Source organism: Ktedonobacter sp. SOSP1-52 (assembly GCF_016587395.1).
On sequence record NZ_BNJH01000001.1, the window covers coordinates 1,115,675 to 1,136,220 of the forward strand.

Below are 20,546 nucleotides of genomic sequence, written 5' to 3' on the forward strand. Positions count from 1 at the left end.
GTGCTTGTGTCTACGCCATTGTAAGAGGTACAGGTGATATGGAACGTTCGCACAGTCGGGAGAGAAAAGATAAAGGCTCTCATTTCCTGCTTAGTTCTTATGCGGAAACCAACGTCACTCACGTGACTAGTGCTTCGTCCCCATTTGGGGCCACGCACTCAGGTTTCCGAAAGGCAGTCGCCTTTTTGCCTGATGCACCACATGGCCGCCCTGCTCGTAGAGGACGGCCCTTAACTAGAGCACTGGATTAAACACAATTATATCTCATGATTTTCTCAAGATGCCAGGGGAATTTATGTTCTAGCCCATAAGCACCCTTTGCTCTTTTGACAAGCATATTTGCATATTGATATGTTATACTTACAAGTAATTGAGCAGTTTATAAAGATTCTTCGGGGGAACAGTATCTTATAAATGCTCATGCACCCTCAGGCCGATAGAGAGATAGATCGGCTTCTTTCCTTCCTTCTAATGTTCTACTGAAAACATGATTGGGGGTATGTTGTACTATGCGACGCCAAAAATCTCTCGTGTCCTTCGCCCTCCCTATGCTTATGGCACTTTTGAGTGCCCTGATCCTGACTGGTTTTAGTGGGGGAGCAGCCAGAGCCAATGTCTCTACTACCACTAGTCTGAACACGGCTTTTACGCAAGCTTCTCAGGAGAGTGGAGTTCCCGTCTCGATTCTTAAGGCGCTCTGTTATATGGAGGGGCGTCTAAGTAATCATGGAGGCCATCCTAGTCTTGATGGAGGCTATGGATGCATGCACTTGATTCAAAACGAGCGCGGCGATACGCTTACCCAGGCAGCTAAAGCGCTACATGTAGATCCACAGCAGTTGAAAAGCGATATCGCGACCAATATTCGTGGTGGCGCTGCTGTGCTGCACGATGAGGCCATTCAGCTCTCGCCCAGCCACACGCTACCAGGGAACCTGGGTGACTGGTATGGCACGCTTGTGGCATACAGCCATGCCACAACTCACTCCACTGCATTGATGTATGCAGATGCGCTATTTAAAATTGTGCAGAACGGCTTTAGTGCTCCTAATGAAACTGGAGAGGTCGTCACACTTGCTCCTGAGAGTGTGAAGGTCAACAAGGCAACCGCGATGAATGTCAAGGCTGCGACTACGATACCTTCGGGTTGCCAGGTCGATGCCAATGTCGACTATCCAGGCGCTGTCGATTGTATTTTGGACCCTAACGCCTATGATTGTACTCCCCCACCGGCGGTTTATCCCTATTGTACATATGAGAGCGCGAATCGTCCTACCGATCTAAGCGTGAACTACGTGGTTATTCACGATACCGAAACAAGTCTGCAGGGGGCACTCAACGTCTTCCAATCTCATACATCGGGCGTCAGTATCAATTATATTGTAGATACTGATGGAACGGTATATGAACTTTTGCATGACAAGGATTTCGCGTATCATGTAGGTAACTACTGGTATAACCAGCATTCCGTTGGTATCGAGCATATTGGTTATGATTCGACAGGCTTCCTCTGGTATAACGCCGCGCAGTATCTCGCTTCGGCCAAGCTGACTGCCTACCTGGTTAATAAGTACAATATTCCTTTGGACCATGATCACATCGTTTCGCATGGAACGGTCCCATCTCCAGGCCTCTCCACCAACCATGTCGATCCGGGTCCCTACTGGCTCTGGACCTACTACCTCAACCTTGTACAACAGCAATCGGGCGCCCCGTTTACGGCCAAGAGTAAGGATACACATATCATTACGCTCAAGCCTTCAACGGATAAGAAGCCCCTTGGTAAGAATGGGACAGAGACGCCCGCCAACTTTAACTTTTTCTATCTCTACACCGGGCCGAGTACTCAATCGGCGCGCATCCCCCAGCTGGGCGACCCAACTGATGTAACGGATGAGACCAACAACGTCGAGACGAACATCAGTTACTACTACCTGGCGAAAGTTAAAGACCCGGCGGGAACAGGGGATACACTCTATGAGATCTGGTATGGAGAATCCGACCAGGCGCATAGCACGCCCTCCAGCCTCGTGCAGTCGGCGCACCTGGCCTGGCTCGCCGTACCTCCTGGTGCTGCGGTAGAGGGACAGGGGACAGCGATGACGCTGAACGATCCCAGTGGCACAGTTCCCATCTATGGCAAGCCCCAGACAGGAGCCACGGTCATTGCGACGGCTCCTAGCAATGCTGTCTTTGTCTCAGGTTATACCTATGTTGAAGATGGCACTACCAACCTCTGGTACGAGATTAACTATAATCATCGCCAGGCCTGGGTGCCAGCCAGCGCTATTACCCCGGTCCAATCAATCAAGACTGGAAAATAGAGCCCGCTACTAGCAGCCCTAAAGGGCATATGGTACGTGGTTACTGAGGCACATCTTATATTCCTAAGCTGATGGAGTAGCAGTGAGCAGGCTGATGCCCGCTCACTGCTACTCCATCAGCTTTTTAAGCTACGCAGGCGCAAAATAGAGCAATATAGAAAAAACGTATTCAGTCACGTTATTTGTAAAGAGACGCGATGCACACTAATTATTTAATCGATCAGTTTGTGTTACACAAATTTCTATGATATATTCAACATGAAAGTAACTGTGCCTTTTTTACGCGGAGACAGGAGTTAGTAGGGATGCTTACTCATCGTCTACTATGGAGGAGTATATATATATGTTCCCGCGCCCAAAGCTGCAAAAACAAGCTGTGATGACGCAAACGCAAGAAGATTATCTGCATACCATTTTGCGCCATGTACGAGGTTATCTTGTTGTTTTAGACCTTGAAGGTGTGATTATAGATGTAATCGAGACCTGGTCGCCTATTACATCTATCCCCAAAGAGAAGCAGATCGGAGTACCCTTATGGCAGGTGGGCTGGTGGAATGGACTTCTCCATGAACAGGAGCAAATAAAGGGCGAAATTGCCAGAGCCGCGAAAGGGCATCCCATACGAGGAAGCGCGTGCTATCACACAGTGGAAGGCGAGGAGCGTTATAGTAGCTATATCTTGAATCCTATTATTGATGAACAGGGAATGGTGACACAGATTGCTTACCAGGCCTTTGATATTACAGAGCAGAAGCGTAAAGAAGAAGAGCTATGCCACATCTTTGAGATGTCACTGGATATCATCAGTGTGATTGATATGGAGGGTCACTATATCCAGGTGAACCCTGCCTTTGAGAAACTGCTTGGCTATAAACCAGAGGACGTTATTGGGCGCGATTCGCTAGATTATGTGCATCCTGATGATATAAAGATCAAACGTACTGAGATAAAACGCTTGCAGTGTGGAGAAGTCATACAAGCATCAGAGAATCGTTACCGTACGAAAGACGGAACCTATCGCTGGATCGCCTGGTCGGCGCGCCCCAATCTGGATGAAGGCGTGATTTATATCGTGGCGCACGATATTGATGAGCAGAAGGCCCAGGAGCAGCTTCGCGATACCTTTCTGAGCATGGCCAGTCACGAACTGCGCACCCCGCTGACCGGCATCAGTACAAGCTTGCAGATGATGCGTAAGCGCTTAAAATTGCTGACACCCGAAGAACCAGAGAAGTTTATTGAGATCACAGACCGCTTGCAAAAAAATCTGGAGCGCGCCGAACAGCAGGTGACCGCTGAATGTCGTATTATCAACGATATCGTAGATGCCAACCGTATCGCCAGGGGGCAACTGGCCATTAATCCCTTGCCTCTCGATCTCATCTGTATTGTGCGCCAGGTCATAGGGGATGCACAGATCACCAATCCTGAACGCTGTTTCGAGCTGACGTTTCCCGCAGAGCCATATATCCCGGTTATTGTGGATGCTATGCGTATCAGCCAGGTTCTCGATAACATCCTGGCAAACGCCATCAAATATTCGCCCGATGATCAACCTGTTAAAATCAATGTCGAAGTGAATGCCAAACACGTCAAGGTTGCTGTACATGACGAAGGCCCCGGCCTTACTCCGGAGGAGCAGAAACGCATCTGGGAGCGCTTCTACCAGGTGCCCGGCAGGCGTATCCAGGGTGGGCCCGGCGGCTCTATGGGCCTGGGCCTGGGGCTCTATATCTGCCAGACAATCATCTCACTTCACGGTGGCGAGATCGGCGTTAAAAGCGAACTTGGCCAGGGTTCCACCTTCTACTTCATTCTCCCCCTAAATCAACTCGCCAACCCATAGGCGCATGATGTTCATACATCGGGCGCCTAGGGTGGAGGACTCTATGCGCCTTACCCTGTCAGGTAACCTTTCTCTCGACCCCTTGCGTAAGCAACTAAACCTACGTATAATTAATTTGAATATCAAAACGTTTGATACTCAAATGCGGAAGGATACAGTACACACGTATATGGAGACAGAGCACCTCGCGGAAGAGCTGTTGACCCTGACACGTATAATCAGACCACTGCGTACCGCCGAAATGACGCCGCAGCAGTACTGGTTGATGCGCTACCTGGACAAGCACGGACCCGCAAGTCTGGGCGAACTGGCACATGGACTGGGTATCAGTCCAGGTTCTGCGACTACAGCGTGTAAGCGCCTGGAGAAGGCTGAGCTTATCACGCGCCAGCGCCGCACAGACGATGAGCGGGTAGTGCATATCGCGCTTACGGAGCAGGGGGAGGCCCTTATTGAAGCGGGGCGCAAACGTAGGCGTTCGGTGCTAATGAGCCTGCTAGGCGAGCTTAGCGCTGAAGAACAGGAGCAGCTCCAGCACCTGATAGATCGGTTGCTGGAGGTCGCGGAAGCCCAGGGATTTGGAGAATAGGATACGCATGACAGCAATCATTCAGGTCCGACAACTGGTGAAGCGCTTTGGCGATCACGAGGCGGTCAAGGGCATTAGCTTTGAGGTTGAACAAGGCGAGGTCTTTGGTCTGCTTGGACCCAACGGCGCGGGTAAGAGCACGACCATTAAGATGCTGACCACCTTGCTCTCGCCCACAGCGGGAGGCGCGACAGTCAACGGCTTCGATATTATTCACCAGACTAACGCGGTACGCAGTAGTATCGGCTATGTTCCCCAGGCCCTCTCAGCCGATGGTAACCTGACAGGTTTTGAGAACCTGCTCATCTTCGCGAAGTTGTATAGCCTTCCTCGCGCTCGGCGTAAGGAGCGTATTGAAGAGGTGCTCTCCTTCGTGGGCCTTACTGATGCCAGTGGCCAGCTGGTGCGCAACTACTCTGGTGGTATGATTCGCCGGCTGGAGGTGGCACAATCTCTGCTGCACCAGCCACGCGTGCTCTTCCTGGATGAGCCAACAGTGGGCCTCGATCCCGTGGCGCGCCAGGCCATCTGGGACCATCTGATGCAACTTCGGCAGGAAAATGATATGACCATCTTCCTGACCACGCATTCGATGGAAGAGGCCGATAGCCTCTGCTCGCGCATCGGCATCATGCACCGGGGCGAGATCACCGCTATCGGCACGCCAGACGAGCTCAAGGCGACGGTGGATGGCGAGAATCCTGACCTTAACGATGTGTTTGTCTACTACGCGGGCGATGCCCTGGAATCAGGAGGGAGTTACCGTGAAACTTCACGAGCAAGACGCACGGCCCGAAGACTTGGCTAGTGAACAGCTATCGTTGGCGCAACAACCCGCGACCACCATCGCGCTTCAACATTCACCTGTAGCGGTCACGTCCAACTTCTTCCGCAAGACCTTTACCATCGCCGAGTGGGAAGTGCGCAAGATCCGCCACGATTTCACTGACCTGATAACGCGCGCGGTCCAGCCAGCCCTCTGGCTGCTCGTCTTTGGTGAAGTCTTTACGCGCATTCGCGCTATCCCAACGGGCAAGATTAGTTACCTGGAGTTTATGTCTCCCGGTATTCTCTCACAGAGCGTGCTCTTCATCTCGATCTTTGCTGGCATCGCCATCATCTGGGAGCGCGACCTGGGTGTGATCCATAAGTTTCTCGCTAGTCCGACGCCACGTGGCGCGCTTGTACTGGGCAAAGCCCTCTCTACTGGCATTCGCTCGCTTCCTCAGGCCGTAGTCATCTACCTGCTGGCACTGTTGCTAGGCGTGCATATGTATATTAATCCGCTGGCGATCCTGGGCGTCCTGGTCCTGGTCATGATGGGCGCGGCCTGCTTCTCAACTCTCTCGCTGATTATCGCCTGTCTGCTGAAGACGCGTGATCGTGTCATGGGCATTGGCCAGGTAATTACCATGCCCATGTTCTTCGCCAGTAATGCCATTTATCCTATCGCTATTATGCCCTCGTGGCTTCAGGTTATCGCGCGCATCAATCCGCTGACCTATCTCGTCGATGGTGTCCGCATGCTCATGATTGGCGACGGCATTAGTGCTCCTGCCCTGCTAGCCGATTTCGGCATCCTCTTTGTGGTCACAACCATCCTGATCATTATCGGCGCGCAGCTCTATCCTCGCATCGTCCAGTAGCACGCTTGCGTGCACTCAAGCAGTATACGTATGGGCGGGTGGCGCGGGCAGAATGCCCGCGCCACCCGCCCATACGTATACTGCTTGCTTCCATGCTTCGTCTTTGCTATACTCAGCTTGTGTTGGGGGAGTTGGGGATGAAATATGCTTTGTGAAAGGAATTCATGCCAAAATCACCCACTCATGCCCTTACCTGGTCCTCCGAGAGCAACACCTATATCCTTCATACGCCTGATAATCCACCACAGCTATTAGTGCCAGGCGAGGAAAAGCGCTGGCTTGATTGGCTTTCAACGCATACTTCTTTCACCTTTCAAGGTCAGTATGGCCACCTGAGCATGCTGAAAGAGGGCCGGTCACGAGGGTCAGGGTACTGGTATGCCTATCACACTGTTGCTAATCATACACGTAAGCGCTATATCGGACGAAGAGCCAACCTGACGTTCGCGCGCCTGGAAGAGGTAGCCAGAGCTCTCAATAGCGAGCAGGTGCCTGCCACCCCTACGCCAATCCCGCCACCGCCTGATACGGGGCAAATGCTGCAACTGGTAGAGACCAGGCTCTCTCATCCACGCTTGCCAGCTCTACTGGTAACACGCGAACGCCTGCTGGACCAACTTGATACTGCTCTCTCCTATCCTCTGACGCTGATCTCCGCCTCGGCTGGCTGGGGCAAGACGACACTCCTCTCCGCGTGGGCGGCACGCTCTACCTGCTCTATTGCCTGGTTGTCGCTCGATGAACTGGACAATGATCCAGCGCGCTTCTGGATCTCCATACTCGCGGCGTTGCGTACCAGTCTGCCCAGGTTGGGCAAGACGGTCCTGGCGATGCTGCGTGCAGCGCAACCTCCTCCACTTACCACCATTCTGATGACACTGCTCAATGAGTTGAGTGCCCTGGCCGAACCAATAGTGCTTGTGCTGGATGACTATCATGTGATCGGTGAGCAATCCGTGCAAGATACATTCCTCTACCTGCTTGAGCACCTGCCAGCAGATGTACATCTTGTGATTGCCAGCCGAGTCGACCCACCATTCCCGCTCGCGCGCCTGCGTGTTCGCAATCAGCTCTTAGAATTGAGGGACGTGGATCTGCGCTTTCAGACTGAAGAGGCGGCGGACTTCTTGACGCACACAATGGCACTCTCGCTGGAGGAGGCAGCGATAGCGACGCTGGCGAGTCGCACTGAGGGCTGGGTCGCGGGCTTACAGTTGGCGGCGCTTTCTATGCGTCACCATGCGGCCCCTTCTACCTTTGTGCAGACCTTTTCCGGCGGCCATCGCCACCTGTTGCATTATATACAGGAGGAAATCCTGGCTGGCCAGCCACAGGCTTTGCAGGAGTTTTTGCTCTATACCTCCATCCTCAATCAGATGACGGCCCCTCTCTGCCAGGCTGTTACCGCTCAGGCCAATAGCCGGGAGCTTCTAGAGGCAGGTGTGCGCGCTAATCTCTTCCTGGTGCCTCTAGATGAGGAGCTGCGCTGGTATCGTGTGCATGCTCTCTTTCGTGAGGCGTTGCTAGCTCGTTTACGGGTCACACAACCAGAGATGGTACCGCTGCTCCAGCAACGCGCGGCTCGCTGGCATGAGCAGCATGGGGATGTGCGTGAGGCCATTGCCTATGCCTTGCAGGCAGAAGACTACACATATGCCGCGTCTCTCATGGAGCGCGTCGCTGACCAGATGTGGCTGCGAGGAGAAGCACAAACCTTACATACCTGGATCATGGACCTACCCGAGGCGGTGCTACAGGGGCATGCCGCGCTCGCGCTCTCCTCCGCTCTGCATCTCCTGCGCAATACGCTCTATATGGCAGATAACCACCGCGCGAAAATGCGCCTCCAGGTAGAGCAGACAATTTCCGCTGTAGAGCAGATGCTCCAGGGCAACCAGCAAGACCTGCTCCCAGAGAGAGAACGAATTCGGCTCTCCAATCGCATTCGCCTGTTGCGCGGGTGGCAAGCCATGAGAGATGTGTATCAAGAAGGCGATGGCGAGCGATTGCACGCGCTCAGCCAGGAGATGCAAGAACTGGTGAAAGATGACGAAGTGGCCTGGAAACTACCACCAACAGTCAGCATGGTCCTGAGTCACCATTTGCTTGGCGACTTCGCGCCGCTTGTGCCCTCTCTGCACAAAACGAAGGCATTGGCACAGCAGGCTCAGGACAGCTATATGCTGATTAAGATGATGCAGTGGCTGGCGAATGCCTACATGGTGACAGGTCATATGCATCTGTCTCACCAGGAGTGTTCGAATGCCCTTGAGTTGCTGGATCAGATGGAGGGGCAGATGACGACACGCGGCTACCTGCACCTCACTCTGATTGAATTGCACCTGGTGTGGAATAACCCGGCGGAGGCAAAAGCACATCTACACCACTTGTTGCAGAACGCCCGCTCCTGGCAGAATCTAGACCTCTTCATGTTGGGATATTACTCTCAGGTTATGGTTTCTATCGCGATGGGAGACCTGGCGGAGGCGGAACAGGCGCTTCAGGAGTCCGAGGCATTGTTGGGGCGCAATAAGCTTGAAATCCATCGCGTCAAAGTAACGGCTGCGCGCGTGGATCTCTGGTTGGCGCAGGGGAATCTTACGGCCACCAGGGCCTGGACCTCCGCGTATGTCTTTGAACCAGGAGCGCTAGAAAACAACGATGAATGGGAGCACATGGCGCTGGTTCGAGCCTATATTGCCCAGAAACAATACGCAGAGGCACAACATGTCCTGGCGCACCTCCTGGCAAACGCGGAACAGGGCCAGCGAGCATGGGATATTATCCCCCTGCTGGCACTCCAGGTCGCGGCGCTCCATGGCTTTGGCGACTTCACTCAGGCCAGGCAGATCGCGGCCCGCTTGCTAATGCTAACAGAGTCAGAGGGGTATATTCGCCCATATCTCGATGCCGGAGAAGCCATGGAGCAGGTGCTTCAGAGCTTCCTCGACGATACGCCTCGTATGGAAGATATAGCCAACGCATTTCCCACTCTCTCTATCTCACATATCTCGCTATTGCTCCAGTCCTTCAAAGAAGAGAAGGCCCGGAGAGCGCGCAAGAAGATGGAGCAAGCGTCTCAGGTAGAGCCAACACATATGCTCACACCAGGTGACAAGCCGCTCTCCCAGGTCCTTCTTGAACCGCTCACAACCCAGGAGCAACGAGTGTTACGTCTGCTGATGGCCGGGCAGACCTACGCGGAAATGGCAGAGACGCTGATCGTCTCGCGCAACACAATTAAAACACACGTTACGAGTATCTATCGCAAGCTGGGTGTCAATCGACGCCTGGATGCCATCGCCCTGGCCCAGCGCCTTCCTTTACTCTAGGGTGGGACGACGCTGGGGACGAAGCTGCTAACCCCCATTCGGGGGTAAGCGCACGCGTTTACATATGATGGGCACGGTTGGGTTCCGCGTTCTGCTGAAATTTTCGCAATTGTGAAATGAATCACCAACAAGGGTGATGTTTTCTGTTATATTCTCAACTATACTACTTTTCGTCTATGTACTCTTATCTGCTTAGTAGCGAATTTACCAAGTTTGTAGGGTCCATGCTTGCATGGACTCCCCCGGGTGAGCAGAGGCCATGCAACAAGCATGAACCCTACACCCACTTTCTTTGTGAACAAACCAATAGACACTTAAGGGCTACATATGACTGCGGGTAGAGAATGTAATGGTGTGTAAAGTGTGGAAGTCCCCCCATACTTTGCACTCCAGTGCACTCTTATCCTCGGGTCCAGGGGACTTCTGTCCTCTTGCCGCGGATTCATAAGCATCTGTGACACTTTATATATACTATGAAATTAAGGAGCAAATGAACCTATGCAAGGATGTTATAGTGGCGCGAGGAAACGTTTCTCTACCACGATTTCGGTCTTGAGTATGCTGGCTGTCTTGCTCATAGCATGTAGTTCCGGCGACAAGACGACAGCGAACCCTACCCCAACCCCAACCGATGTGCAATATGTAGACTATGATTTGCATATTCCGTCCGACGGGCTTAACTCTCCAACCATTGGCCCGTTGCCACCCGATACAAAGCTGCACGTTATAATCACCTTCAAGGCCAATCAAGATGAATTGAAGAAGTTGAAAGCACTCAAGGACAAGGCTGACTCGGGTGTTGATCTTAAGCAGGAAGCGAATAAAATTGGTATTACTGATGAGCAGTATGCAAAGATTAAGCAGTATCTTGGCGTCGATGGCGTGAGCCTGAGCCTGGATACACTGCATACTAACCTCACCATCGATGCCAAGGCCAGCCTCCTCGAGCGTCTCTTGCAGACCCGCTTTGTGCAGCATAAGCTCAAAAATGGCCGCGTCTTCTACGCGCCGGAGACGGCCCCCAAGATTCCTGATTTTATGAAGGATCGCATCGTTGGAATCAATGGCCTGGATAACTACAGCCAGGCGCCAACCGGGCACGCGAGCCTCCAGAAGGCCAGTCCCTTAACCAGCGCTAGCAAGCAGGCGGCGCATGCCGACAATTGTTTCCTTGATAACCAGACCCTGGATAACCAGCAGGTCGCGCACGCCTATGGCTATGATAGCTTCTGGAAAGAGGGCTTCTCGGGCAAAGGCATGACTGTCAACCTGGTGGAACTAGAGAGCTTTGATCAGGGCGACGCGCAGGGCTATTTCGATTGCGTCGGCTATAAAGGCAACTTTAATGTTGTCAATGTCGGTCAGGAGCCACCAGCCGGTAAGGGCATAGGCGAGTCGACCCTCGATATCGACATGGTGGCGGGTCTGGCCCCCTACGCAAACATCAATGTTTACCAGGGCGTTGACGAGCAGGGAGTTGGCTCCTGGAACGTCTTCAATGACATCCTGGCCAAAATCGCGAACGACAATGCAAATTCAAAGAAGTCGAGCGTGGTAAGCATCAGTTGGGGTGGGGCGGAGGCAAATATGACTCCAGAAGTCTATAATGCCATGAGCACCAACCTGCAATTGTTGACCGATGCCGAGCATATGACTGTCTTTGCTGCTAGCATGGATTGTGGCGCCTTCGCGGAGGGCGATTGGAACCAGCTAGGTGTGGGTTATCCCTCCTCCGATCCCTACGCGACAGCGGTAGGTGGAACGCAATTAAGCGTGGATGGGCAGGGCAATCGCAGCAGCGAGGTCGTCTGGCAGGATGGCTCAGATAAAAGCAAGTGTGAAAACCAGTGGGGCAGCGGTGGTGGCCTGAGCAGTGAATTCGATCAACCAAAGTATGCCGATGCCACAGGTCTGAAGAACAGCTACTCCAATGGTCATCGCCAGGTGCCCGATATTGCTGCCGTTGCCAAGAACCTGGCCGTATTCTACAAAGGCGAGTGGTACAACTTTATGGGTACTAGCGCGGCCACGCCGATCTGGGCCGCGGGCATGGCACTGCTGAACCAGAAGCTGATCGTCAAACACAAGATGTATGTCTTTAGTACCGATCTCTTCTATGAAGTAGCGCACACGAATCAGAGCAAGGGGCACCCCTTCTACGACATCACAAAGGGGGATAACCTGCATTATCCCGCGACCAAAGGTTGGGACTACGCCACTGGCCTGGGCACACCCAACCTGACAGACTTCTACGCAACCGTAGAGGGCCTGTTGTAAGACATCCTCCGGCAAGGCAGGAGAGCCAACCCTTCTGCCCCCCATTTGTAGGGTCCATGCTGGCATGGACTCCGAGGCTCGCAGGCCGACACCCCGACGTCGGGATGGTCGCTGCGCTCGGAGTCCATGCCAGCATGGACCCTACGATATTTCATCATGAACAAACAGCTCAACCATCCCTCAATAGCTTATATGGGGTATGATGTATGTGGCGGGCAGGCGCAGCCTGCCCGCCACATACATCATACCCCATATTGAGCCACATAGTGGCGAGAAGTCAACGACAAGAGAGAAAGAAAAGATGAACAAATTCACGCTGTCACCGGAGACCCACACCGGCCTGGTGACCATCGCGGTCTCGTCACTAGACCGTTCCCTGGAGTACTATCAGCAGAGCCTGGGCTTCCAGATTCTTGAACAGAGCGCGCAGTCGGCGCTATTGGGCGCGGGCGATACTGCTCTGCTGGCACTTGTAGAGCAAGAGCAGGCTCAGCCACAACCACCCCATACCACCGGCCTCTATCACTTCGCGATCCTGGTGCCCTCACGCGAAGACCTGGCCTATGTCGTGCTGCACCTGGCCCAGTCTCGTACCCCCGTTGACGGCATGGCCGATCACCTTGTCAGCGAGGCCTTCTATCTCTCTGATCCCGATGGCAACAGCATTGAGATCTACCGTGACCGCCCACGCTCAGAATGGCCGATGAAGGAGAACGAGGTCCAGATGGCCAACGCTCCCATCAATGTCGACGTGCTCCTGGCCGAGGCTCAGAGCCAGAACCGTCCCTGGAATGGCCTGCCCGCTGGCACGCGCCTGGGCCATATGCACCTGCGTGTCGCCGATATCCAGAAGGCCGAGGAGTTTTATCACGACCTGCTAGGCTTCGATATCATGCAGAGCTGGCGTGGAGCGCTCTTCGTCTCCGCTGGCGGCTATCACCACCATATCGGCCTCAACACCTGGGAGAGCCAGGGCGCGCCACCCCCTCCTTCCAACGCCGTCGGCCTGCGCTTCTACACGCTGCAACTTCCCAATGACACAGAGCTTGAGCGTATCTACGAGCGCCTCCAGACCACCAGCTACCTCGTAGAGCGCAGCGACGCCCACACGCTCGCCCTGCGTGACCCCTTCGGCAATGGTCTGCTCGTCACCAGCGTGCCCATCACCACCCTGGCAACCATCCAGGCTGGCCTGAAATAATAAGATAGAGGGTATGGTGATGAACTGGCTATGCCAGTTCATCACCATACCCTCTATCTGCGAGCCACGTAGTGGCGAGAAGTCGCTTTCTTAGCAGGACTGAGGCTTTCTCGCCAGGGCTAAGGAGCCTGTTGGCTGGCAATCAGGCTGGCGCTGGAAACGCGCAAACAATTTTCTAAACACCTGGCGCCGTTCTGGCTTTGGTGCTGCACTCTCAGCGTCAAGGCGACGGCGCTCCTGAGCTTCTTGAATCTGCTGATCATGAACAATTTTGAGGCTGCTATAAGGCTGAAACTGCATATGTTAAACTCTTTTCTGTTTTGCTGAATGATATGAACTGGCCTATCAGGTGTCCGCTTTATTTGTGAGCACTACTTTGTTGATTGATGATGTTTGAAGTATAGGCGATGAGCGGTGGTAGTGAGATCTACCAAAAGTGGTAATTGGTTGCGTCAGTGGTGGTATTTATGGCGGAAGTTCTGGTGGGGCCCGACGCTACTGAAGCACGCGTCGGGCCACTTTTAGAGGAGGTTGAGCCGGGTGGCCTGGGCGAGGGCCTGGGTGCGGCTGCCTACGCCCAGCTTGCCGTAGATGTTGCGGGTATGGACTTTGACGGTGCCTACCGAGAGCACCAGTCGGCGGGCAATCTCGTTATTGGAAAAGCCTTCGGCAATCAAGCCCAGGACCTCTATTTCACGCCCGCTCAGCGGTTCGAGGAGCGCCTGTTTGGCGGTCTCGCGGGGTGCATCATCTTCTTCGCCCAGGATCGACTGGATCGTCGTTTCCAGGTCGTAGGAGCGACCGTGTTCACAGGCGGCTTGATACGCCTCCTCGCCCAGTTGTTGCCTCAGGTCGACACGCAGGCGTTTGAGTAGAGGCCAGCGATGAAGCCAGCCGTTCGCCCAGGCGGGCTGATGAAAAGCCAGGCCCAGCAGTTCAACCGCTTTTTCTGGCATGCTCTCATTGGCGACTGCGACGGCTTCGAGCGCCAGGCAGATGGTTGCGGGACCGGGATCGTCATGGCGTCCCCAGAATAAAGAGGCATAGCGTTGCCTGGCGGATGTGTATTGGCCCCGCGCGCAGTCCACTATCGTTTGCCCCCAGCATATATCCAGATCGCCGTGACTGTTGAAAGATGGCTCCTGCGATGTCGTCTGACTTGCAGGAACTAGCGCCGAGGTTTCTGTATATGTTTCATTCATTACACAGTACAGAAAGGCCAGGATATCCGCCGCCGAGATTGAACCATCCTGGCTGTTGGTTTTCTCAGCCAGATCGCGCATATCCTCTGCGAGTGTTAAGGCTTCTTCCAGGTCACCCTTCAAGAGGTTTACCAGGGCTAGTTTGAACATCGCTTGCAGGATGCCTTTGACGCTGCCGATCTCACGCATCAACGCGAGGGCCTCACGCGCATAATGCTCATAGGCGATGTAATCTAGTTTTGCAAGCGCATCCTCGGTCAGGTTGAGGGAAATCCAGGCTATGCCATTGGAATCCCCGATCTCGCGCCTCAGCTTGAGGCTTTGCTTGAGGAGTTCCTGGCTCGAAATTTGCTCTTTATTAAAGATCTCTAGAGTATTACATGCTAACCAGGCCAGTGCCTCTGCCCGGTAAAAAGTATTGCCAAGTGCCTCAAATACAGTGGCAGATTCCCGAAAGAGCGCCACAGCTCTGGGATAGGCATAGGTTTCTTCATTCTCTACTTCATAAACGATATGAATACCTGAGACCAGTAAGCAGAAGCCAATTTCCGCCTGGTCCTGTCGCGCACGTGCCGTTGCCAGGCAGTTGTCGATCTGGGCGCGTAAACCTTCATCTATGCGCAGGTGACTCAGCAAGATCAGGCGTGCCAGTCGCGCCTGGATGCGGCAGCGCATGGCTAGCTGCTCTTGAGAGGGGGAGGATGGGAACTGCTCGACTGCTGTCCGTAGCAGTGCCATAATTTCGTGATATCGCCCGCGCATATCGGCGAACAAATGAAGGCTTTCGACGGCTTGAGAAAGGGCCACAAACTGCCTCTGCTGTATGGCCAGGTGCCAGGCGTGACGCATATTCTCAAAGTCTGCTGCGATGGTGTCGAGCGCGGCGATTTGCTGTTGGGCTTTAATGTCGCGCTCAAGCCTGTGAAGTTGTCCGAGATAATAATCGATGTGCGCTTGCTGTATAGCCTCTGTCTGGCCTGCGGCCTCCAGTTGTTCCGCGCCGTACTGTCGCAGCAATTCATGGATATTATAGCGTCCCGCTGCATTCAAACGAATCATTGATTGATCAATCAGACCGGCCAGCGTATCAAGGGAGGCTCCGGCCACAATCTGTGCTGCCTCGCGTGTGAAGCCGCCGCGAAAGATGGATATCCTCTGGAAGACATCACGCTCGTGTTCCGTCATGAGTTGCCAGGAATGATCAAAGACAATGCGGATACTCCTGTGTCGCTCCGGTAGATTGCGTGAACGGGTCGCGAGCAAATTTAGGTTGTGTTGGATTTCCTGGGCGATATCGGCAGGTTGGAGCGTCTTCAGCCAACCGGCAGCTAGCTCGATAGCCAGCGGCATCCCTTCGACGAGGCGGCAGATGTCCACCACGCTCTTGCGGTCTTCAGTCAGGTCGAAGTCACCGCGTATGCGCCGCGCCCGGTCTAGAAACAACTGTATCGCGCTATACTCCTCAAGTGGTTCGCTCTCTGCTTGCCTGGGATAGGTCAGGCCGCCAATCTGCCGGACCCATTCTTCCTGCAAGTTAAGCGTCTCGCGAGAGGTAACGAGAATTTGCAAGTTGGTCGTAGCTGCCAGGATGTCGGAAATGAGGTCCACGCCGTCCAGGAGCTGCTCAAAATTATCCAGTACCAGAAGGAGACGCTGCGCCTGCTTCTCGCGCAAATAGGCAAAAAACTGCTCGCGCGGGCTGCGCTGGTCCTGCTGAAAACGAAACGGCATAGCTTCGGCGATAGCCGTGAGCAGTTCATCGGCCTGGTTCAGTGCAGCGAGCGGCACAAAATAGACGCCATCGGAGAACAAAGCGCGTTTGTGGGTGGCAACTTCCATTGCCAGGCGCGTCTTACCGATCCCACCCGGGCCGACGAGTGTCAATAAACGGCAGGATGGATTGTCCAACAGCGCGCTAATCTCGGCGATTTCCTGCTCGCGTCCGAGAAAAAGGGTGGGGGGAATTGCGAATGTGTACATGCTTGTTCTCCTGGTCTGGTCACAGATTGTCTTCCCCCTATTCTACTCTGCTTTCTTACTAAGCTCAAGCGATGAAAACTTGACAGGAGAGGCTTCTTTTCCCTATACTAATTGATAGGGAACCGGTTCCACATCTGAAGATGAAGGGAAAGTATGGCAACGATTCGGGATATCGCGAAGGAGACTGGCCTGGGAGTCGGAACCATCTCGCGTGTTTTGAACAATACAGGATATGTAAGTCAGGAGACGCGCGAAAAAGTCATGGACGCGATCAAGAAGCTGCAATACGCTCCGAATGGGGTGGCGCGTGCCTTAGCCAAAAAGCGTACCATGATCATTGGTGTCGTCGTGCATGACCTGACAAACCCGTTTGTGCCTGGTATCGCGAGTGGTATCTCAGATGAAGCGCGTCGGCAGGGGTATACCATGATGTTGTTGGATACCCTGTGGCAGATGGAACATGAACTCAACATGGTTGTGATGCTGCGCCAGCAACTGGTTGATGGCGTGATCCTGCTCTCTCCAGCGAATGCCAATGTATTGAAGAGTAAACTCTCTGAGGTGGGCCTGCCCCTGGTCGTGATTGACCATGGCGAGGCAATAGGTACTTCTGACATCACAGTCGATCACTATGGGGGAGCGATGGAGGCGCTGCAATGGGCCTTTGAGCGTGGGCATAGACGTATTGGCTTTTTGGCGGGACCACCAGGGCTACGCTTCTCAGATTTACGTTTGCGCGCCTATCTGGATGCGATGAACTGGCAGCATATCGAGATTGATACCATCGATAGGCATCCACAATTGCCGATTGCCCAGGCCGACTTCCGCTTTGATAAGGGTATTAGTGCAACTGAAGCGCTCCTACAGCGCCATCCCAAGTTAACCTGCATCTTCGCGGCGAATGACCTCTCGGCTTTAGGTGCTTTGCACTACCTGGCCGAGCACAAAATCGCTGTCCCAGAGGAGGTCGCGGTTATCGGCTTTGATGATATTCCCACAGCCTCGCTCGTTCATCCACCTCTCACCACGATTCATCAGCCTATCTACGAGATGGGTGCTGCCAGTGCCCGCCTCCTGCTCGAACGCATTCAGGGAGTGAAGCCGCTTGAGCTGCCAGAACCACAGATCTTTGAACTGACACTTATAAAACGCAAATCCTGTTAATAACGAAAGGTTGTGACATGACACAGAGCGTTGTACCGGCAAGGGTGCGGGTCCCAAATTTTGTTGGGCAGGGCAAGATTGATTTCGTTGAAAAAGGTGTGCCGACACCAGGGGAGGGAGAGCTCCTGATCCAGGTTAAGGCCAATGCTATCTGCGGTACGGACCGTGGGCAGTTTTACGCCGGGTCCACTGTGACGCCGGGCCATGAAGCAAGCGGTGTTGTCGTTGCGGTGGGACCAGGCACGCATACTCTTCTTGGGACCCCAGGCGTTATTTTCCTGATGGATTACTGTGGCTCCTGCCGCTCCTGTCATAAGAGCTTTACTAACCAGTGTTTACATAAACGCGGCGATATGGGTTTTAACAGAGATGGCGGTTACGGCTCCTATGAACTTACCCACGAAAACATCTTCTTCCCCATCGACCCTGACCTTTCCTTTGCCGATGCTACCTTACTACTCGACATCATGGGGACCGGTGGTCATGCCATTAAGCGTGCGCGGCTTGTCCATCCTGATATCGAGTCATTAGTGGTCACTGGAGCTGGCCCTATCGGCCTGGCGGTGCTGGCGATGGCGAAAGTCTTGCTGGGAGAGGATTTCCCCGTCTTGATCTCGGATGTAAGCGAATATCGCCTGGCCCTGGCGGAGCAGTTAGGTGGGAAGCCGATTCAGCTTAAAGAGACGACGCTAGCGGAAGGGGTCCGCAAGCATGGTGTCGCAAGCGTTGACCTGGCCGTCGATAGCAGTGGCAAACGGGTTGCGCGTCAAGATGCCCTGGGAGTATTGGCACAGCGAGGCGTCCTGGTCTGTGTCGGTCATGGTGAGGACCTGCAACTGCATGTCTCCTCCGATCTTATTGCCACCGAGCGAGCTGTCATGGGTAGCGAATATTTTGCCTACCAGGAGCTTACGCACAACCTTGCGTTACTCCAGCAACATCGCTCCTACCTACGCCAGATTATTACGCATACCTTTCCTGTCAGCGAGATTCAGCAGGCCTTTGAACTCTTCTTTAGTGGGAAAACCGGAAAGGTTGTTATCGAGCAATGAGCACAGAGAAACGGATAAAAGTCGCTCTGGTAGGCGCGGGTTCCTGGGGACTTCAGCATGCGCGTGTCTTCTCCGAGAGGCCCGACGTCGATTTCCGCGCCATCTTTGGGCGCTCCGAGGAGAAAACCCGTGCCCGCGCCGCAGCCTATGGCGTGCGTGCTTATAATGACCTGGATAAGCTGCTGAAGCAAGAACAGCCTGACCTGGTAAGCGTTTGCCTCCCCAATCAGGAGCATTTCGCCACGACCCTGCGCATCATCCAGGCTGGCTTTCCGCTGCTAGTAGAAAAACCGCTCGTCTTTGACCTGGGCGAAGCGGACATCTTGCTAAACGAAGCCGCTAAACGCTCGCTCTTCTTCGCGATCAACTTTAACCATCGCTATGCGCGCCCGGTGCAGATGGCTCACCAGGCCATTGCTGATAGGCGCCTGGGCGATATTTCCTTCGCTACCTGGCGCTTTGGGGGCGAGGGGAGCAGCGACCACCCACATGCCAACCTTATAGAGACCCAGTGTCACGGTTTTGACATGCTGGAATTTCTGTGTGGCCCGATAGCCTCGGTAGCGGCCCAGATGACCGACAAAACGGGTGGTGGGTATCGTACGCTTGTGCTGGCTCTGCGCTTCGCCAATGGCGCTGTGGGTAGTCTCGTAGGATCATATGACACATCGTATGCCTATCCCGGCACGCATCTCGTCGAAGTTAATGGTGACAAAGGGCGCATCTTGATCGAGGATACAGTGCGCCGCTATACCTTCCAGCCCGCCGGTAACGAGATAGGGGAAGTCTGGCAGGCGGGCTATTTTAACGATAGGGACCGCGAGTTTCACCGTACCTTCGACAAACACCTGGAGGCCGTGCTGCCAGCCTTTAAACAGGGCCAGAGACCCCCTGTCCCGGCCGAAGCAGGCCGCCGCGCGTTGGAACTGGCCCACGCGGCCATTCGCTCCTTCGAAACCGGCCAGCGCGTCTCAACCCTGTAAAAGTCTCCACTCAACCTCTGGTCGATATAAATACGAAGTGTGATGTGAGGTGCCAGGTTGTCGCAGGCAACCTGGCACCTCACATCACACTTCGTATTCTAAAAAAAGAGATGGCCGGTATACGGGTTTGCACGTATACAGACCATCCCTCAAGCGGAGGAGGAAGAGACCCATCGACATCGTTGGCGATTGAAACGCTCTCCGCTTCTCACAGAAAAGATAAGTGTTTGCCAGGTGAGTCGAGAAATATGCCTCTGATACCTCTATAAAAGTTAGCCAGGAAAGCAAGCAACCCATCTTGTCTCTACAGTATAAGAGCTCTTCCAACAAGAAGACACAGGCGAAAGATAAGAAATTTACGACACATATTTGTACACAATGCCCAATAAATACACATATTGGTAAGTTTCGGTTGCTTATAAAAAGCAGAGGAGGACCGAAACGAGCGAAGCTCGTTTCGGTCCTCCTCTGCTTTTTATAAGCAACTTATTGTTTAGAGCGCTCTTCGTCCTGTTACGGCGTGCAAGATCGCGACAAGGATACAGGCACCAATCAGAGCAACGAGCAGGCTCCCCCAGAAACCAAAGGTTGCATCGGGTGCCAGCAGGCCAACAATGAAGCCACCGAGCAAAGCGCCTACTAGACCCAGGACGAGGTCACCGATAAGGCCATAGCCTTTGCCTGGCATGACCACGCCAGCCAGCCAGCCAGCAACCAGACCAATAACGATCCACGCAATAATACCGCCAGGGTTGAGTGCTGCAGCAAGAATCAAGTGCATACTTTTCACCTCTCGATATGGAAAATCTTAACAATATCTGATAGATGTATGTAAATGTTCATCTATCAATTAGTACACGATCCAGAAATAAAATCAGATGAGGACAATAGGGAGAGATGAACGCCTTGATTGATATACTTAAAAGAGTGCGCTTAATTATGATCCATTG

Annotated in this window: 14 protein-coding genes; 11 read left to right on the forward strand and 3 right to left on the reverse strand. The window is 53.6% G+C overall.

Translation table 11 applies throughout. The annotated features are described in order from the left end of the window. Positions 1-509: 509 nt before the first annotated feature. From JMJ16_RS05065 to JMJ16_RS05100, 8 genes are all read left to right on the forward strand, one after another. The gene (locus JMJ16_RS05065; protein WP_201378949.1) at positions 510-2,324 is read left to right on the forward strand and encodes a peptidoglycan recognition family protein; all 1,815 of its coding nucleotides are present in this window, start codon (positions 510-512) and stop codon (positions 2,322-2,324) included. A 343-nt stretch (positions 2,325-2,667) separates the two neighbouring features. Further along, complete coding sequence (locus JMJ16_RS05070) at positions 2,668-4,170, forward strand: PAS domain S-box protein (protein ID WP_201378951.1); 1,503 nt, start codon at positions 2,668-2,670, stop codon at positions 4,168-4,170. 169 nt (positions 4,171-4,339) lie between these two features. Further along, on the forward strand, positions 4,340-4,759 hold the full coding sequence (locus JMJ16_RS05075) for a MarR family winged helix-turn-helix transcriptional regulator (protein WP_201378953.1): 420 nt from the start codon (positions 4,340-4,342) through the stop codon (positions 4,757-4,759). Between the two features lie 7 nt (positions 4,760-4,766). After that, complete coding sequence (locus JMJ16_RS05080; RefSeq protein WP_201378959.1) at positions 4,767-5,567, forward strand: ATP-binding cassette domain-containing protein; 801 nt, start codon at positions 4,767-4,769, stop codon at positions 5,565-5,567. Between the two features lie 37 nt (positions 5,568-5,604). Further along, a complete protein-coding gene (locus JMJ16_RS05085; RefSeq protein ID WP_374228985.1) occupies positions 5,605-6,405 on the forward strand; it encodes an ABC transporter permease in 801 nt (266 codons plus the stop codon). Positions 6,406-6,569: 164 nt separating this feature from the next. Then, positions 6,570-9,737 (forward strand): LuxR C-terminal-related transcriptional regulator, encoded by a 3,168-nt coding sequence (locus tag JMJ16_RS05090; RefSeq protein WP_201378960.1) that lies wholly within the window; start codon positions 6,570-6,572, stop codon positions 9,735-9,737. Positions 9,738-10,235: 498 nt separating this feature from the next. Next, positions 10,236-12,014 carry a protease pro-enzyme activation domain-containing protein gene (locus JMJ16_RS05095; protein WP_201378961.1) on the forward strand — a complete coding sequence of 593 codons (1,779 nt, stop codon included), beginning with the start codon at positions 10,236-10,238 and terminating at the stop codon, positions 12,012-12,014. Positions 12,015-12,315: 301 nt separating this feature from the next. Continuing rightward, on the forward strand, positions 12,316-13,215 hold the full coding sequence (locus JMJ16_RS05100) for a VOC family protein (RefSeq protein WP_201378962.1): 900 nt from the start codon (positions 12,316-12,318) through the stop codon (positions 13,213-13,215). A 90-nt stretch (positions 13,216-13,305) separates the two neighbouring features. Here JMJ16_RS05100 and JMJ16_RS05105 read toward each other — a convergent pair whose 3' ends face one another. Both JMJ16_RS05105 and JMJ16_RS56400 read right to left on the reverse strand, forming a co-directional pair. Next, positions 13,306-13,515, reverse strand: coding sequence for a hypothetical protein (locus tag JMJ16_RS05105; protein WP_201378963.1), 210 nt, complete (start codon positions 13,513-13,515; stop codon positions 13,306-13,308). A 221-nt stretch (positions 13,516-13,736) separates the two neighbouring features. Then, complete coding sequence (locus JMJ16_RS56400; RefSeq protein ID WP_201378965.1) at positions 13,737-16,397, reverse strand: LuxR C-terminal-related transcriptional regulator; 2,661 nt, start codon at positions 16,395-16,397, stop codon at positions 13,737-13,739. Between the two features lie 153 nt (positions 16,398-16,550). On the opposite strand from JMJ16_RS56400, the gene JMJ16_RS05115 reads away from it, so the two are divergent. The 3 genes from JMJ16_RS05115 to JMJ16_RS05125 are packed head-to-tail and all read left to right on the forward strand — an operon-like array spanning position 16,551 to position 19,596. After that, on the forward strand, positions 16,551-17,561 hold the full coding sequence (locus tag JMJ16_RS05115) for a LacI family DNA-binding transcriptional regulator (RefSeq protein ID WP_201378967.1): 1,011 nt from the start codon (positions 16,551-16,553) through the stop codon (positions 17,559-17,561). A gap of 17 nt (positions 17,562-17,578) precedes the next feature. After that, complete coding sequence (locus JMJ16_RS05120) at positions 17,579-18,613, forward strand: alcohol dehydrogenase catalytic domain-containing protein (RefSeq protein WP_201378969.1); 1,035 nt, start codon at positions 17,579-17,581, stop codon at positions 18,611-18,613. Then, complete coding sequence (locus JMJ16_RS05125) at positions 18,610-19,596, forward strand: Gfo/Idh/MocA family protein (protein ID WP_201378971.1); 987 nt, start codon at positions 18,610-18,612, stop codon at positions 19,594-19,596. Before JMJ16_RS05120 ends, JMJ16_RS05125 begins: the two co-directional genes overlap by 4 nt. Before the next feature lie 493 nt (positions 19,597-20,089). On the opposite strand, the gene JMJ16_RS05130 is transcribed toward JMJ16_RS05125, so the two are convergent. Then, the gene (locus JMJ16_RS05130; RefSeq protein ID WP_201373497.1) at positions 20,090-20,377 is read right to left on the reverse strand and encodes a GlsB/YeaQ/YmgE family stress response membrane protein; all 288 of its coding nucleotides are present in this window, start codon (positions 20,375-20,377) and stop codon (positions 20,090-20,092) included. Between the last annotated feature and the right edge of the window lie 169 nt (positions 20,378-20,546).